Annotated in this window: 11 protein-coding genes and 1 tRNA gene; 3 read left to right on the forward strand and 9 right to left on the reverse strand. The window is 61.9% G+C overall.

The features are described 5' to 3' along the window. Positions 1-20: 20 nt before the first annotated feature. From BLR26_RS05595 to rpsU, 5 genes are all read right to left on the reverse strand, one after another. Positions 21-97: transfer RNA gene (locus tag BLR26_RS05595), tRNA-Ile, on the reverse strand. 13 nt (positions 98-110) lie between these two features. Then, positions 111-3854 carry an EAL domain-containing protein gene (locus BLR26_RS05600; RefSeq protein WP_093378932.1) on the reverse strand — a complete coding sequence of 1248 codons (3744 nt, stop codon included), beginning with the start codon at positions 3852-3854 and terminating at the stop codon, positions 111-113. 128 nt (positions 3855-3982) lie between these two features. Next, the gene (rpoD, locus tag BLR26_RS05605; protein WP_045199259.1) at positions 3983-5833 is read right to left on the reverse strand and encodes an RNA polymerase sigma factor RpoD; all 1851 of its coding nucleotides are present in this window, start codon (positions 5831-5833) and stop codon (positions 3983-3985) included. Positions 5834-5900: 67 nt separating this feature from the next. Continuing rightward, complete coding sequence (gene dnaG, locus BLR26_RS05610; protein ID WP_093378936.1) at positions 5901-7871, reverse strand: DNA primase; 1971 nt, start codon at positions 7869-7871, stop codon at positions 5901-5903. 304 nt (positions 7872-8175) lie between these two features. Continuing rightward, on the reverse strand, positions 8176-8391 hold the full coding sequence (rpsU, locus tag BLR26_RS05615) for a 30S ribosomal protein S21 (protein WP_002551877.1): 216 nt from the start codon (positions 8389-8391) through the stop codon (positions 8176-8178). Between the two features lie 201 nt (positions 8392-8592). Here rpsU and tsaD point away from each other — a divergent pair, with 201 nt between their 5' ends. Next, a complete protein-coding gene (tsaD, locus tag BLR26_RS05620) occupies positions 8593-9618 on the forward strand; it encodes a tRNA (adenosine(37)-N6)-threonylcarbamoyltransferase complex transferase subunit TsaD (RefSeq protein ID WP_038998431.1) in 1026 nt (341 codons plus the stop codon). Positions 9619-9644: 26 nt separating this feature from the next. On the opposite strand, the gene plsY is transcribed toward tsaD, so the two are convergent. Beyond that, positions 9645-10214 (reverse strand): glycerol-3-phosphate 1-O-acyltransferase PlsY, encoded by a 570-nt coding sequence (plsY, locus tag BLR26_RS05625; RefSeq protein ID WP_045199269.1) that lies wholly within the window; start codon positions 10212-10214, stop codon positions 9645-9647. A 74-nt stretch (positions 10215-10288) separates the two neighbouring features. Here plsY and folB point away from each other — a divergent pair, with 74 nt between their 5' ends. Both folB and folK read left to right on the forward strand, forming a co-directional pair. Further along, the gene (gene folB / locus BLR26_RS05630; RefSeq protein ID WP_045199271.1) at positions 10289-10642 is read left to right on the forward strand and encodes a dihydroneopterin aldolase; all 354 of its coding nucleotides are present in this window, start codon (positions 10289-10291) and stop codon (positions 10640-10642) included. Then, positions 10633-11142: a 2-amino-4-hydroxy-6-hydroxymethyldihydropteridine diphosphokinase gene (gene folK / locus BLR26_RS05635; RefSeq protein ID WP_093378943.1), complete on the forward strand. Its 510-nt coding sequence runs from the start codon at positions 10633-10635 to the stop codon at positions 11140-11142. Before folB ends, folK begins: the two co-directional genes overlap by 10 nt. A 63-nt stretch (positions 11143-11205) precedes the next feature. Here the strand turns inward: folK and BLR26_RS05640 are convergent, their stop codons facing one another. Genes BLR26_RS05640 through BLR26_RS05650 form a run of 3 tightly spaced genes read right to left on the reverse strand, consistent with a single transcriptional unit; the run spans position 11206 to position 15321 of the window. Next, positions 11206-12435, reverse strand: coding sequence for a multifunctional CCA addition/repair protein (locus BLR26_RS05640; RefSeq protein WP_093378946.1), 1230 nt, complete (start codon positions 12433-12435; stop codon positions 11206-11208). A 55-nt stretch (positions 12436-12490) separates the two neighbouring features. Further along, positions 12491-14053, reverse strand: a complete 1563-nt coding sequence (locus BLR26_RS05645; RefSeq protein WP_045199277.1) for a SpoVR family protein — start codon at positions 14051-14053, stop codon at positions 12491-12493. Next, positions 14050-15321 carry a YeaH/YhbH family protein gene (locus tag BLR26_RS05650; RefSeq protein WP_045199279.1) on the reverse strand — a complete coding sequence of 424 codons (1272 nt, stop codon included), beginning with the start codon at positions 15319-15321 and terminating at the stop codon, positions 14050-14052. Before BLR26_RS05650 ends, BLR26_RS05645 begins: the two co-directional genes overlap by 4 nt. Between the last annotated feature and the right edge of the window lie 111 nt (positions 15322-15432).

The raw sequence follows: 15432 nt of genomic DNA on the forward strand, positions 1-15432 counted from the left end.
GCCATGCGCGGTTTTTTGTTTGGTGGGCCCAGCAGGACTCGAACCTGCGACCAAGGGATTATGAGTCCCCTGCTCTAACCAACTGAGCTATAGGCCCCAGTGGACGCGGATTATAACGAGGGTTTCCGGGCTGTGCTATCCGAAAGATCTGAAAGTGCTATGCGAAGGAAACTCGCGGCAAATTCTTCGGGCGGCAGCGGCAGGCTGACGATGTAGCCCTGGATCTGCTCGCAGCCTTCGGCAGCGAGGAACTGCTGCTGAGCCTGGCTTTCCACTCCTTCGGCGATGATGGTCAGTTGCATGCTGCGGCCCAGGGCGATGATGGCGCGGGCAATAGCCGCATCATGAGGGTCGTCGGGCAGGCCGCGGATGAACGACTGGTCGATCTTGAGGATATCCAGCGGCAGGCGCTTGAGGTAGCTCAGCGACGAGTAGCCGGTGCCGAAGTCGTCGATCGCCAGTTGCACGCCCAGGTGCTTGAGTTGATGGAGGATGGCCAGGGCTTCTTCGGCCTGGCTCATGATGAAGTTCTCGGTGATTTCCAACTGCAGGTCACCGGCCATGAGCTGGTGGGTCTTGAGCAGTTGTTCGATGCGTTTGACCAGGCTTGGCTGGCGCAACTGAGCGCCGGCGAGGTTGACCGACAGCGGGCCGAACGCCAGGTAGTTATGCTTCCAGACCTGCATTTGCCGGCAGGCTTGTTCCAGTACCCAGTCGCCCAGTTGCAGGATCATGCCGTTCTCTTCGGCCAGTGCAATGAAGTGCTCCGGCGGGACGTCGCCGAACGTCGGGTTGGTCCAGCGGATCAGCGCTTCGGCGCCGACCAGGCTCTGGGTCTTGAGGCTGAACTTGGGCTGGTAGCACAGGCTCAGTTCATTGCGCTCGATGGCCCGGCGCAGTTCGTGCTCCAGAGCGATGCGCTCGCTGGCCTGGGCGGTGAGGTCGCGGGTGTAGGACTCGACCCGGTTGCGCCCCTTGGCCTTCGAGCGGTACATGGCGGCGTCGGCGTTGCGGATCAGCGAGGCGACGTCGGTGCCGTCCTGTGGATAAAGGCTGGTGCCGATGCTGGCGCTGGTGAAGAACTCATGTTCGCCAGCCTGGAACGGTGCGCCGAAGCAGGCCAGCAGTTTGTGCGCGATGTGCTCGGCATCACTGGGCTGGTGCAGGCCGGGCAGCAGGATGATGAACTCGTCGCCGCCCAGGCGTGCGACGGTATCGATGTCGCGCACCTGTTCCTTGAGCCGCTGGGCGATGCCTTTAAGCAACAGGTCGCCGACCGGATGGCCGAGGCTGTCGTTGATGTGCTTGAAGCGATCGAGATCGAGAAACAGCACCGCGCCCTGGCGCTTGGAGGCCTGGGAACAGTTGAGCGCGGCCTGCAGGCGGCTTTCGAACAGGGTGCGATTGGGCAGGCCGGTCAGCGGGTCGTGATGGGCCTGGTAATCGAGCTTGGCCTGGGCGTGCTTGAGGCTGGAGATATCGGCGAACACCGCGACAAAGTGGGTGATGGCGCGCTCGCTGTTGCGCACCGCGCTGATGGTCAGCCAACTGGGGTAAACCTCGCCGTTCTTGCGCCGGTTGTGGATTTCGCCCTGCCAATGGCCCTCGGCCGTCAGTTGGTGCCACATGGCCACATAGAAGGCGCTATCGTGCTGGCCGGAGGCGAGCAGCCGTGGGGTCTGACCCAGCGCTTCAAACTCGCTGTAGCCGGTGATTTCGCTGAAGGCGCGGTTGACCGCACTGATGCGCTGGTCGATGTCGGTGATCAACACGCCTTCGGCGGTGTTCTCGAATACGGTGGCGGCCAGTTGCAGTTTTTCCTGCATCAGGTGGCGCTCGGTGATGTCGCGGGCGATGGTCAGCATGCAATCGACCCCGGCAATCGGCAGCGGCCTGGCTGACAGTTCGCAGAGGCGGATCTGGCCGTCGCTGCGGCGGATATGGCAGCTGAAATCACGCACGAAGCCGTCGCGCTGGAGCATGTCCAGCAGCCGCCGGCGCTCGTTGAGGTCGACCCAGATACCCAGGTCCAGGGAGGTGTGGTCCAGCGACATGTGGGTGTCGTAGCCGGTCAGGCGGCAGAAGCCTTCGTTTACTTCGATCAGCAAACCGTCACTCTGGCGCGACAGCAACAGGCCGTCGGGGGAGGCGTGGAAGGCCTTGGCGAACTTCTCTTCGGAGGTCTGCAGCTGCTCCTGGGTTTCTTTCAGCTGGCTGATGTCGCGTACTGCCACTACCAGCGCCGGCGTGCTGTCGAGCTGGAAGGTCTCGGCGGAGGTCAGGCCGGTGAACAGCTGGCCGTTGCTGCGCCGGAAGAGCATTTCCAGGTTGCGGATGCTGCCTGCCTGCAAGCGCTTGAGCAGGTCCGGGCCAACGCCGTCGATGCCCCAGATGTTCAGCTCGGTGGCGGTGCGGCCCAGCACTTGCGCCGGACTCAGGCCGATCTGTTCTTCAAAGGCCTCATTGACTTCCAGCAGGCAGCCGTCGCTCATCCGGGCGATGACCAGGATATCCGGGCACTGCTGAAACACCGAGGCGAACTTCTGCTCCGACAGGCGCAGGGCTTCTTCGGCGTTCTTGGTTTCGCTGATGTCGATCATCAGCCCACGCATCACTGGTTTGTGCCCGTGTTCGATGAGGCTGACGATATCGCGCACCCACAGGCTGCGGCCGTCGGCGCGGATTACGCGGTAATCAAGGCTGTGATCGCGGCCGGCGGCGGTTTCGCTGTCGCAATAGGCCTGGGCCCAGAGGGCGTCGTCGGGGTGGATGATGCTGCGCCAGAAGCCCGGGCGCAGCCACTGGTTCAACGGGTAGCCGAGCAGGTCTTCGGCATGGGGCGAGACGTAGCTGTAGGTGAAGTCGTTGGCGTCGGCTTCCCAGGCAATGGCCGAAAGGCTTTCGACCAGGCCGCGGTAGTGGTATTCACTGCTGCGCAGTTCCTGCTCAAGGGCGATGCGCCGGGAAATCTCCGAGCTCAGGCGGCGGTTGACGCGGATCACCGCAGCAAGGATGGCGATCATCAGCAGCAGGGCGGGCAGGCCGTAGATCAGCAGGTCGTACCACAGCGTGCGGTGGTCAAGCACTTTGCCGACCCAGCGCTCCTGGATATTGCTGATTTCGCCGGGGCTCATGTCGGCCATGACCTTGTCGAGAATGCCGACGAGGATCTTCTGTTCCCGTGGCACTGCCATGGCCAGCTGATAGCGGTAGGGCGTTTCGCCGCTGACGTAGAGGCCTTCGAGCTTGAGCTGGCGCAGGCTCCAGATGCTCGAGGCAAGGTCGCCCACCACGGCATCCACTTCATCGGTGGCCAGGGCCTGCAGCGCCGAGCTGACATTGGGCAGGGCCACCAGGTTGAGGTCCGGGTGGTGGGTGCGCAACAGCTCGTGGGGCGCGTAGTTTTCCACCACGGCGATCTTCAGGCCGTAGAGGTCCTTGATGGTTCGTGGTTGCGGCCCGCCATCATGGGCGAGGATGACGATCGGAAAATCCAGGTACGGGCGGGTGAAGGCCAGAAAGCTCTGGCGCTCTGGGGTCGACATGATACCGGGCAGCAGATCGAGCTTGTTCTGCCGGGCCTGCTCGAGCACGGCAGTCCAGCTGATCGGCTCGATCGGCTTGAACTGCACGTCCAGGCGGTCCTGGATAAGGGCAATGTAGTCGGCGGCCAATCCCTGGTAGCGACCGTCCTGGTCCCGGTATTCAAAAGGTGGCCAGGATGCATCGACGCCCAGGCGCAGCTGCGGGTGTGCGCTGAGCCAGGCTTGTTCTTCCTCAGTCAGGGTCAAGGCGCCGGCAGTTGCACTCCAGACGAGCAGGAGAGCCAACAGAAGGGCCGGCATTCGGGGCATAACGGCCTCGTCACACAGGTGGATTGATTCGAGTGTAGACGGGCATTTCAGCGGCGGGGTAGTGGGCAAAGACTGAAAAGCGCCATTCGCCGGAAAAGAAAAACCCCGGCCTGGGCCGGGGTTTGTCATCACTCGTCGAGGAAGGAGCGCAGATGCTCGCTTCGCGTCGGATGGCGCAGCTTGCGCAGCGCCTTGGCTTCAATCTGACGGATCCGCTCGCGGGTCACGTCGAATTGTTTGCCGACCTCTTCGAGGGTGTGATCGGTGTTCATGTCGATACCGAAACGCATGCGCAGCACCTTGGCTTCGCGTGCGGTCAGACCGGAGAGCACGTCACGGGTCGCTTCCTTGAGGCTTTCGACCGTGGCCACATCGATTGGCGACTGCATGGTCGAGTCTTCGATGAAGTCACCCAGGTGCGAATCTTCGTCGTCACCGATCGGGGTTTCCATGGAGATCGGCTCTTTGGCGATCTTCAATACCTTGCGGATCTTGTCCTCAGGCATTTCCATGCGCTCACCCAGCTCTTCCGGGGTCGGTTCGCGACCCATTTCCTGCAACATCTGCCGGGAAATACGGTTGAGCTTGTTGATCGTCTCGATCATGTGCACCGGAATACGGATGGTGCGGGCCTGGTCGGCGATCGAACGGGTGATCGCCTGGCGAATCCACCAGGTGGCATAGGTCGAGAACTTGTAACCACGACGGTATTCGAACTTGTCCACCGCCTTCATCAGGCCGATGTTGCCTTCCTGGATCAGGTCGAGGAACTGCAGGCCGCGGTTGGTGTACTTCTTGGCGATCGAGATAACCAGACGCAGGTTGGCCTCGACCATTTCTTTCTTGGCGCGACGAGCCTTGGCTTCACCGATCGACATGCGACGGTTGATGTCCTTGATCTCGGCGATGGTCAGGCCGGTTTCGCTTTCGAGGTCGATCAGCTTCTGCTGGCAGGCCACGATGGCGTCGCTTTTCTCACCCAGGGCAGCCGCCCATTTGGTGCTGCGCTTGGCCAGGTCGCTGGCCCAGGTCTGGTCGATTTCGTTGCTCGGGAACAGGCGCAGGAAGTCGGCACGTGGCATGCGCGCGTCACGGACGCACAGTTGCATGATGGCGCGTTCTTGCTGACGCAGGCGGTCCAGGGCGCTACGAACGCGCTCAACCAGGGCTTCGAACTGCTTCGGTACCAGCTTGATCGGCATGAACAGCTCGGCCAGATCAAGCATCGCCTTGAGGCTGTCCTTGTGGCTGCGGCCGTTCTTCTTCAGCACCTTGAGGGTAGCGTTGAGCTGATCCTGGACGGCACCGAAGCGCTGTTGCGCGACGACCGGATCCGGACCGCTTTCGACTTCTTCCTCTTCGTCGCTGCTTTCCTCTTTCTCTTCCTCGTCGTCGTCAGCATCGGCCTTGGCCGGGGCTTTCGGGTCGATCGGCGGCGGCACTTCGGCCGGCGGCGCGATGCCGTCGTCCGGGTCGATGTAACCGCTGAGAACGTCGGACAGGCGGCCACCTTCGGTGGTGACGCGATCGTACTCGGAGAGGATGTGCTCGACCGTACCCGGGAAGTGGGCGATAGCACCCATGACTTCACGAATACCTTCTTCGATCCGCTTGGCGATTTCGATTTCGCCTTCGCGGGTCAGAAGCTCGACGGTACCCATTTCACGCATGTACATGCGCACCGGGTCAGTCGTGCGACCAATATCGGTTTCCACAGCCGCCAACGCTGCGGCGGCTTCTTCAGCTGCGGCTTCGTCGGTGTCGGCTTCGGCCAACAAAAGGGCATCCGCATCCGGAGCACTCTCGAATACGTTGATCCCCATGTCGTTGATCATGCGGATGATGTCTTCCACCTGCTCCGGATCTGAAATATCCTCTGGCAGGTGGTCGTTGACCTCCGCGTAAGTCAGGTAGCCCTGCTCACGACCGCGGGTGATCAACTCTTTGATGCGAGACTGCTGTTGCGCTTTTCCGGACATAACACCCTATCCACTGAAGGTCTTGGCGGGCAAAAAACAAGCCGAGGATTATACCCGAGCTAGGACCTCACGCGCCAGTTGAGGTCGGGGTTTGTGCGGGAACATTACGGCTTAACAGGTCACGCAGCTGATTTTTTTCCTCTGCGCTCAAGTCACTTTGACGTGCTTTCCTGAGCAGATGTTCCAGGCTGCGCTCGCGTTGGCGAGCGGACAAGCTAGTTATGGTGTCGAAAAACTGTTGTTCAAGGTTATCGGCATCGATCAGCCATTCCTTTTCTGCCAATGCCCTTAGCAGGCGGCCCTGTTCAGTGCCATGCCAGCGGGCGATCAGCTGTAGTGAGCGTAGCTCAGGATTCTTTTGCAACGCCTCGAGCAGGGCTACCAGCAGCTGGGCATAGACGTGTTCTTCGGCCGCCAGCTGGCTGGCATCTTCGACCTTTTTCGCCAGTTGCGGGTGATGCAGCAAGGTGCGCAGGGCGCTCAAGGTCGGCGGTTCTACCGAGGTCGGCACCCGTGGTGGCGCATCCTGGCGCTGGCCATTGCGCTCCCAGGGCTTGCCCTTCTTGTCCCAGGGTTTGCCGTCCCACTTTTTCTTGCCGCCCTTGTTCGGTGTCCACTGCTGTTGTGGCGCGGCGTACTCGGGCTGGTGAAAATCAGCGTAATCCGGTGTGTAGTCGGGAATCGCGTCGTAATCGATGCCCGGGTCGTAACTGGGTGGAGCTTCCGCCGGTGCAGTGTGCGCCAGTTGTTCGACCTGCTGGTTGTCCAGGCCGGTGATTTCCTTGAGGCGGTTGCGCATCAAGGCGCGAAGATTCGCCCCGGGCACTTTTTCGATCAACGGTGCAGCGAGGGTGGCCATGTGTGCCTTGCCCTCGAGCGAGCGCGGGTCAGCTTCCTCGGTCAACTGCTGGAAAAAATAATCGGCCAGCGGCTGCGCATGCTGATTGATGCGCGCGCGGAAGGCATCGGTGCCTTCGGCGCGTACCAGGGTGTCGGGGTCTTCGCCTTCGGGCAAAAACAGAAAGCGCGCCTTGCGCCCGTCCTGCAGGCTCGAAAGCGTTGCTTCCAGGGCGCGCCAGGCAGCATTGCGGCCGGCCTGGTCGCCGTCAAAACAGAACAGCACGCTCGGCACCACGCGAAACAGACGCTTGAGGTGCTCTTCGCTGGTGGCCGTGCCCAGGGTTGCCACCGCGTTGCGCAAGCCTTGCTGCGCGAGGGCGATGACGTCCATGTAGCCTTCGACCACGATGATCTCGTCGAGGTTGCGGTTGAACTTGCGCGCCTCGTACAGCCCGTACAGCTCCTGGCCCTTGTGGAACACCGGGGTTTCCGGGGAGTTGAGGTACTTGGGCTTGTCGTCGCCCAGAACCCGGCCGCCGAAGGCGATGACCCGGCCACGGCTGTCGCGGATCGGAAACATCACCCGGTCACGGAAGCGGTCGTAGCGCTTGCCGGACTCGGCGTTCTCGATCAGCAGGCCGGCATCGATCATGGCCTTTTGCTGCAAGGTATCGCTGCTCAAGTGTTTGAACAGGTTGTCCCAGCCGGGCGGGGCAAAGCCCAGGCCGAAGTCGCGGGCGATCTCGCCGGACAGGCCGCGGCCCTTGAGGTAGTCGACCGCGGATTTGCGCGTCGGATGGCTGCGCAGCGCCTGGCGATAAAATTCGGCGGCGGCTTCAAGCAGCGGGTACAGCGGTGAATCGACTGGTTGCCGGGGTTTGTGACCACGCCCGCTTTCTTCGCGGGGGATCTCCATGCCGGCGGCCTTGGCCAGTTCCTCGACGGCCTGGGGGAAATCCAGGTTGTCGTGGTCCATGATGAAGCCAAGGGCGTTGCCGCCCGCGCCGCAGCCAAAGCAGTAATAGAACTGTTTGTCGGGGCTGACGCTGAAGGACGGGGTCTTTTCCTTGTGGAACGGGCAGCAGGCCGTGAGGTTCTTGCCAGCTTTTTTCAGCTGCACGCGCGAACTCACCACATCGACGATGTCGGTACGGTTGAGCAGGTCGTCGATAAAACTCTGGGGAATCAGCCCGGCCATGGCACTCTCATCATCAGGCGATAAGCAAGTGTAATCGCTAATGCGGCGGGAACGGCTGCGCGTTCGAGCGATGTCGAATGGCGTAACACAAAATACGGAAAGACGTGCTCGTCTGCAGCCGGTGAAGGCTCGTCAGGAAGGACGTGCACAGCTGGCGTTGCGGCCAGTTCTGACGATTCAGGCAGGTTGTCCATGCTGCAGGGCAACAGGACGCCTTGGGCCCGAAGGCCAAAGGATCAAGCAACAACTGCCGGCAGCCCGGCTGTGGGCCGGGCGAGGCAGAAGCTTGCGACGGACGTCTGTATTAGTACAGACGAACGGCGCGGCGCTGTTCGCGCTGAACTTTCTTGGCGTGACGTTTAACAGCGGCTGCTGCTTTGCGCTTACGCTCAGAAGTCGGCTTCTCGTAAAATTCGCGGCTACGAACTTCAGCCAGAACACCGGCTTTTTCGCAGGAGCGCTTGAAACGACGCAGAGCTACGTCGAAGGGTTCATTCTCTTTAACTTTGACGGCTGGCATCCAGAGCTACCTTCATTCATTACCGGGGTCAACGAACTCGTGGCAAAAATGTGCGCTGGAGAACGTCGGTTTTTAAGGGTTGCGGATGTTAACCCTTAGCCGACCGGAATGCAAAGCCTCTGATCGAAAACCGCTGGTCGGCGTCGGGAGCGGGGACTATCATGCGCGCCTTCGAATTCAGCCTCAACAAGGCACGGACCCATGCTAGTACTGGGATTGGAAACATCCTGCGACGAAACCGGCGTCGCATTATACGACAGTGAACGCGGCCTTTTGGCCGATGCATTGTTCAGTCAGATCGACCTGCACCGCGTCTATGGCGGGGTAGTGCCGGAGCTGGCCTCGCGTGATCACGTCAAGCGCATGCTGCCGTTGATCCGCCAGGTGCTGGCCGAAGCCGACTGCGTCGCCACCGAGATCGACGCCATCGCCTATACCGCAGGCCCCGGCCTGGTCGGCGCACTCCTGGTGGGCGCTTCCTGCGCCCAGGCCCTGGCCTTTGCCTGGGGGATTCCGGCGCTTGGCGTGCATCACATGGAAGGTCACCTGCTGGCGCCGATGCTCGAAGAGCAGCCACCCGAGTTCCCGTTCGTCGCCTTGCTGGTGTCGGGCGGGCATACCCAGTTGGTGCGCGTCGACGGTATCGGTCAGTACGAGTTGCTCGGCGAGACCCTCGATGACGCCGCCGGCGAAGCCTTCGACAAGACCGCCAAGCTGATCGGCCTGCCGTACCCGGGTGGCCCGGAGATCGCTCGCCTGGCAACCCAGGGCGTGCCCGGGCGCTTTGTCTTCCCGCGGCCGATGACCGACCGCCCGGGGCTGGATTTCAGCTTCAGCGGCCTGAAAACCTTTGCCCTCAATACCTGGCAGCAGTGCCAGAGTGCTGGGGACGACGGTGAGCAAACCCGTTGCGACGTGTCGCTGGCCTTCCAGCAGGCGGTGGTGGAGACTTTGACCATCAAGTGCAAGCGAGCCCTCAAGCAGACCGGCCTCAAGCGCCTGGTGATCGCTGGCGGCGTCAGTGCCAACAAGGCCTTGCGCGCTTCGCTGGAAGACATGCTGGCTGGCATCAAGGGTAATGTGTACTACGCCCGGCCGCAGTTTTGCACCGATAACGGCGCCATGATTGCCTACGCCGGCTGCCAGCGTCTGGCCGCCGGGCAGCAGGAAAGCCTGGCGATCAGCGTGCAGGCGCGCTGGCCAATGGAGCAACTGGCGCCGCTGTGAAGCTGAGCGTTGCTCATGCGCTGGATTCAGAAATGCCGTTCGCGTCCGGCGAAAAGGTCGCGTAGATTGCCGCGGTGACGCCAGACGATCAGCACGGTCAGCACGCTGATTGGCAGCAACGCTTCCGGCTCACGCCAGGCCAGTAGTGGCAGGGTCAGTGGCGTTGCCACCAGCGCCGCCAGCGAGCTGGTACGGGTCAGGTAGAAGGTCAGCAGCCAGGCGCTGATGGCCAGCAAGGCGGCTGGCGGGTAAAGCCCCAGCAGCATGCCGGCGGCGGTGGCGACACCTTTGCCGCCGCGAAAGCGGAAGTACACCGGAAACAGATGGCCAATCACCGCGCACACGCCGATCCAGGCCTGTTGCTGCAGGTCGAGGCCAGCAAGATTGGCGACCAGCACGGGCAGCAGGCCCTTGCACAGGTCGCCAAGCAGGGTCAGGACCGCCAGTTTGCGGCCGGCCAGGCGCAGCATGTTGGTTGCACCGGCATTGCCTGAACCGCTCATGCGCGGGTCCGGGCTGCCATTGAGGCGGCTGAGGACGATGGCAAAGGACAGAGAGCCAAGCAGGTAGGCGCACAGCGCCAGTAACCAAAACATGCTAACCATTCCGGGCGAGGACGCCCTGATTCTAACGGCGCAACGCGCCCTTGTCGTGCTGTGGAGAGAAGTGCTTGGACAGAGTGTTCATCGAGGGGCTGGAAGTCGATACCGTGATCGGCGCCTATGACTGGGAGCGCGGAATCCGCCAGTGCCTGCGCCTGGACCTGAGCTTTGCCTGGGATAACCGCCCGGCCGCAGCCGGAGACGACCTGACCAAGGCCCTGGACTACGCCAGCGTGTCGGCGCGCATCCAGGCGTTTGCCGAGCAGTCCGAGTTCCAGTTGGTGGAAACCTTCGCCGAGCGCCTGGCGGCGGTGCTGATGAGCGAGTTCCAGATTCCCTGGTTGCGCCTGAAACTGACCAAGCCTGGCGCGGTACCGGCCGCCACTGGGGTCGGCGTGGAGATCGAGCGCGGATGTCTCTGAACAGGGTTTACCTCGGGCTGGGCAGTAATATCGAGCGCGAGCGGCACTTGACCGCCGGGCTCGATGCCCTGGCCGAAATGCTCACCGACATGCACTGTTCGGCGGTGTTCGAAAGCCAGGCGGTGGGCATCAAGAGCGGACCGTTCTTCAACCTGGTGGTCAGCGGTTTGACCGAGCTGCCGCTGATGGAACTGGATCGCCGGCTCAAGTTCATCGAGGCCGACAATGGCCGCTACGCCCCCGAGCGCAAAGGTCTGCCGCTGGATATCGACGTGCTGATGTACAACGACCTGCATGGCAGTTTCGACGGGCTGGTATTGCCGCGGGCAGAGATTCTCAAGAACGCATTCGTGTTGTGGCCGCTGGCGTTGATTGCGCCAGCGCTTAAGCACCCGGGTGCGGGCAAAACCATGGGCCAGCTGTGGGCCGAGGCGCAAATCGAGCAAGTGCTGGCGCCGGTGCCGTTCGAGTGGCGTGGGCAGCAGTTGACCGGTCTTTAGCTTCGATCGCGGGGCAAGCCCGCTCCCACAGGATTGTAGGAGCGGGCTTGCCCCGCGATAGGTTCAGCGCCCGAGACCTTCCTTGTACGCCTTCAACGCCTTCAGCCGCTCGCCCTTGAGCGCCTCGCCCAGCGCCTGCCCGGTCAGCCCTCGTTGCACCAGCGGTTGCACCTGCACTGCACGCGCCGCCGCCGCTGCGCCGCGCAGGTAATCAGCCTGTGGATAATCACGTTGCTCCAGGCCCTTGCGGCCCCGGGCGTCCATCTCGCAGGCGACGATAAACTCCTCGAAACGCTGCGGCCGGCGGTACACATCGAAGCTTTGCAGTAGCTCCAGCAAGGTCGAGGCGCGCAGTTCCAGGGCCCGGTGGCAGTGGGTGTGATATTCCCCGACCAGCAGGGCCAGTTCCTGGCATTCACGGGGCGCCTTGAAGCGCTGGTTCACCGCCTTGATCAACTTCAGCCCGCGTTGCTCGTGAGCGATGTGCCGTGGCCATTCTTCCTCTGGGGTAAGGCCCTTGCCCAGGTCGTGCAGCAAACAGGCCCAGCGCACGCTCAGGGGCTGCTGGTGCAGGGCGGCTTGCTCGAGCACCGAGAGGGTATGGATGCCGCTGTCGATCTCCGGGTGATGGGCCTCAGGCTGCGGCACCCCGAACAGCGCATCGAGCTCGGGCATCAGTTGCTTGAGGGCGCCACAATCGCGCAGCACCTGGATGAATACCTGGGGTTGGTCCTCCATCAGCGCCCGGGCGATTTCCTTCCAGCTGCGCTCGGCAGTCAGGGCTTGCAGTTCGCCTGAATCTCCCAGTTCGCGCATCAGCTCGATGGTTTCCGGGGCCACGCTAAAGCCCATGCCGGCATAGCGCGCGGCAAAGCGGGCGACGCGCAGCACGCGCAAGGGATCTTCGGCGAATGCCGGGGAAACATGACGCAAAATTCGGGCTTCTAGGTCTTTCTGGCCGTTATACGGGTCGCAGATATTACCCTCGTCGTCCTCGGCCATGGCATTGATGGTCAGGTCGCGGCGGATCAGGTCCTGCTCGAGGGTAACCTCGGGGCTGGCGTGGAAGGTGAAGCCGCCATAGCCGCGTCCGCTCTTGCGCTCGGTGCGCGCCAAGGCGTATTCCTCACCGCTTTTGGGGTGCAGGAACACCGGGAAATCCGCCCCGACCGGGCGATAGCCCAGGGCTTGCATTTGTTCCGCCGTGGCGCCGACCACGACCCAGTCGATATCACTGACCGGCCTGCCGAGCAGGCGGTCGCGTACGGCGCCGCCGACTTTGTAGATCTGCATGTAGAACCTCCGTTGATGCCACAGGATAACCTGTCTGGCAGCAACGGAGGGCGTGCTAGAGGTGCACTACCGCCAGGTCCAGGCGACCATAGTCAGCTTCGCCGTGCTCGCCTTTGGGCGGCACATGGTGGGTTTTCATCACCTGCTCGCCCTGCAGGGTCTCCAGGTGGATGTCAAAGCCCCAGAGGCGGTGCAGGTGCTTGAGAACCTCCTCGGTTGAGTCGCCCAGGGGTTTGCGGTCGTGTTGCTGGTGGCGCAGGGTCAGCGAGCGGTCGCCGCGACGGTCGATGCTCCAGATCTGCACGTTGGGTTCACGGTTGCCGAGGTTGTACTGGGCGGCCAGGGTCTCGCGGATGATCCGGTAGCCACTTTCGTCGTGGATGGCCGGTACCAGCAGGTCTTCGCGCTGATCGTCATCGAGGATGCTGAACAGCTTTAGGTCGCGGATTACCGTCGGCGACAGGTACTGGAGAATGAAGCTTTCGTCCTTGAAGCTGCTCATGGCGAACTTGATGGTCGACAGCCAGTCACTGCCGGCGATGTCGGGGAACCAGCGGCGGTCCTCTTCGGTAGGGTGTTCGCACATGCGGCGGATGTCGCGGTACATCGCAAAGCCCAGGGCATAAGGGTTGATGCCGCTGTAATAGGGGCTGTCGAAGCCTGGCTGGAACACCACGCTGGTGTGCGACTGCAGGAACTCCATCATGAAGCCTTCGGTCACCAGGCCTTCGTCATACAGGTCGTTCATCAGGGTGTAGTGCCAGAAGGTTGCCCAGCCTTCGTTCATCACCTGGGTCTGGCGCTGTGGGTAGAAGTACTGGGCGATCTTGCGCACGATACGCACGATTTCACGCTGCCAGGGTTCGAGCAGCGGCGCGTGTTTCTCGATGAAGTAGAGGATGTTCTCCTGGGGTTCGGCCGGGAAGCGCGCGTTGTCGCGGTCGCTGTTCTTGTCGGCGCCCTTGGGAATGGTGCGCCACAGGTCGTTGATCTGTTTTTGCAGGTGCTCTTCGCGTTCCTTCTGGCGGCGCCGCTCTTCTTCGGCGGAGATCGGGTAGGGCCGCTTGTAGCGGTCGACACCGTAGTTCATCAGCGCGTGGCAGGAGTCGAGCAGGTCTTCGACGGCATCGATGCCATGGCGTTCTTCGCACTGGGTGATGTACTGCTTGGCAAACACCAGGTAGTCGATGATCGAGCTGGCGTCGGTCCAGGTGCGGAACAGGTAGTTGCCCTTGAAGAAGCTGTTGTGCCCGTAGCAGGCGTGGGCAACCACCAGGGCCTGCATGCAGATGGTGTTTTCTTCCATCAGGTAGGCGATGCAGGGGTCGGAGTTGATCACGATCTCGTAGGCCAGGCCCATCTGACCGCGGCTATAGGACTTTTCAGTGCTAAGAAAGTGTTTGCCGTAGGACCAGTGGTGATAGCCCAGCGGCATGCCGACGGAGGCGTAGGCGTCCATCATTTGCTCGGCAGTGATCACCTCGATCTGGTTGGGGTAGGTGTCCAGGGCGTAGCGCTCGGCCAGGCGGCTGATTTCCCGGTCATAGGCCTGGATCAGTTCGAATGTCCATTCGGACCCGGTAGAAATAGGGTGGCGCTTCTGCTCTCTAGCGGTCATGTCACTAACCTGCGCTGGAAGAGTTCACGGAAGACCGGATAGATATCGCCGGCCGACACCAGCTGCTGCTGGGCGAACGTATCGGCAAAGGCTTCGCCGATACGCTCATACTCGTACCACAATGCCTGATGTTCGCGAGGGGTGATCTCAACGTAAGTGTAGTACTGGACGAACGGCATGATCTGCTTGGTAAGAATCTCGCGGCAGATCGGCGAGTCGTCGTTCCAGTTGTCGCCGTCTGAAGCCTGGGCGGCGTAGATGTTCCATTCATTGGCCGGATAGCGCTCGGCCATGATTTCCTGCATCAGCTTCAGGGCGCTGGAGACGATGGTGCCGCCGGTTTCCCGAGAGTAGAAAAACTCCTCTTCGTCTACTTCGCGGGCGCTGGTGTGATGGCGGATGAACACGACTTCGATCTTGTCGTAGTTGCGCTTGAGGAACAGGTACAAAAGGATGAAGAAGCGCTTGGCGATGTCCTTGGTGGCCTGGGTCATGGAGCCGGAAACGTCCATCAGGCAGAACATCACCGCCTTGGAACTGGGGTTGGGTTGCTTGACCAGCAGGTTGTACTTGAGGTCGAAGGTGTCGAGGAACGGCACGCGGTGGATGCGCGCGCTCAATCGCTCGATTTCCGCTTCAATTTCCTGAATATCGCCGAAGTTGTCCGGTTCTTCGCGCTTCAGGCGCGCCAGTTCTTCTTGCGCCTCACGCAGTTTTGCCCGGCTGCTGCCGGACAGGGCGATACGCCGGGCATGGGCTGAACGCAGGGTGCGGATGATGTTGATGCGTGACGGGTTGCCTTCGTTGCTGATACCGGCGCGCACGGTCTTGAAGGTGTCGGTGCCGGTCAGGTGACGTTTGACCAGGTTGGGCAGTTCGAGGTCTTCGAACATGAACTCGAGGAATTCTTCCTGGGTAATCTGGAAGACGAACTCGTCCATGCCTTCGCCAGAGTTGCCGGCCTTGCCGCGGCCGCCGCCCCCGCCGCCTCCTTGCGGACGGGCGATATGCTCGCCCGCGGTGAATTCCTTGTTGCCAGGGTGCACCACGGTCTGCTTGCCGCCGCGGCCATGGTGCAGCACCGGCTCGTCGATGTCGCGACCGGGAATGCTGATCTGCTCGCCATGCTCCATATCGGTGATGGAGCGGCGGCTCACGGCCTCCTCGACGGCCTTCTTGATATGGTCACGGTAACGCCGCAAAAAGCGCTGGCGGTTGACCGTGCTCTTGTTCTTGCCGTTCAGGCGTCGGTCGATCACATAGCTCATAGGCCCCTCCGGGAGTAGGCGGTAGCTGCAAGCTGTAAGCTTCAAGCTTCAAGTTGGATCACCGCTGCCCCCGCAAGCCGACACGTATTTGACCTACGTGCGCGACTTGCA

Source organism: Pseudomonas sp. UC 17F4, from assembly GCF_900101695.1.
In the GTDB taxonomy this organism is placed as follows: domain Bacteria; phylum Pseudomonadota; class Gammaproteobacteria; order Pseudomonadales; family Pseudomonadaceae; genus Aquipseudomonas.

Bases quoted from the DNA above. Each gene is read 5' to 3' on its own strand.
- BLR26_RS05600 (WP_093378932.1), bottom strand. From the start codon at position 3,854: ATGCCCCGAATGCCGGCCCTTCTGTTGGCTCTCCTGCTCGTCTGGAGT.
- BLR26_RS05650 (WP_045199279.1), bottom strand. From the start codon at position 15,321: ATGAGCTATGTGATCGACCGACGCCTGAACGGCAAGAACAAGAGCACG.
- folK (WP_093378943.1), top strand. From the start codon at position 10,633: ATGTCTCTGAACAGGGTTTACCTCGGGCTGGGCAGTAATATCGAGCGC.
- rpsU (WP_002551877.1), bottom strand. From the start codon at position 8,391: ATGCCAGCCGTCAAAGTTAAAGAGAATGAACCCTTCGACGTAGCTCTG.
- rpoD (WP_045199259.1), bottom strand. From the start codon at position 5,833: ATGTCCGGAAAAGCGCAACAGCAGTCTCGCATCAAAGAGTTGATCACC.
- BLR26_RS05645 (WP_045199277.1), bottom strand. From the start codon at position 14,053: ATGACCGCTAGAGAGCAGAAGCGCCACCCTATTTCTACCGGGTCCGAA.
- plsY (WP_045199269.1), bottom strand. From the start codon at position 10,214: ATGTTTTGGTTACTGGCGCTGTGCGCCTACCTGCTTGGCTCTCTGTCC.
- BLR26_RS05640 (WP_093378946.1), bottom strand. From the start codon at position 12,435: ATGCAGATCTACAAAGTCGGCGGCGCCGTACGCGACCGCCTGCTCGGC.
- tsaD (WP_038998431.1), top strand. From the start codon at position 8,593: ATGCTAGTACTGGGATTGGAAACATCCTGCGACGAAACCGGCGTCGCA.
- dnaG (WP_093378936.1), bottom strand. From the start codon at position 7,871: ATGGCCGGGCTGATTCCCCAGAGTTTTATCGACGACCTGCTCAACCGT.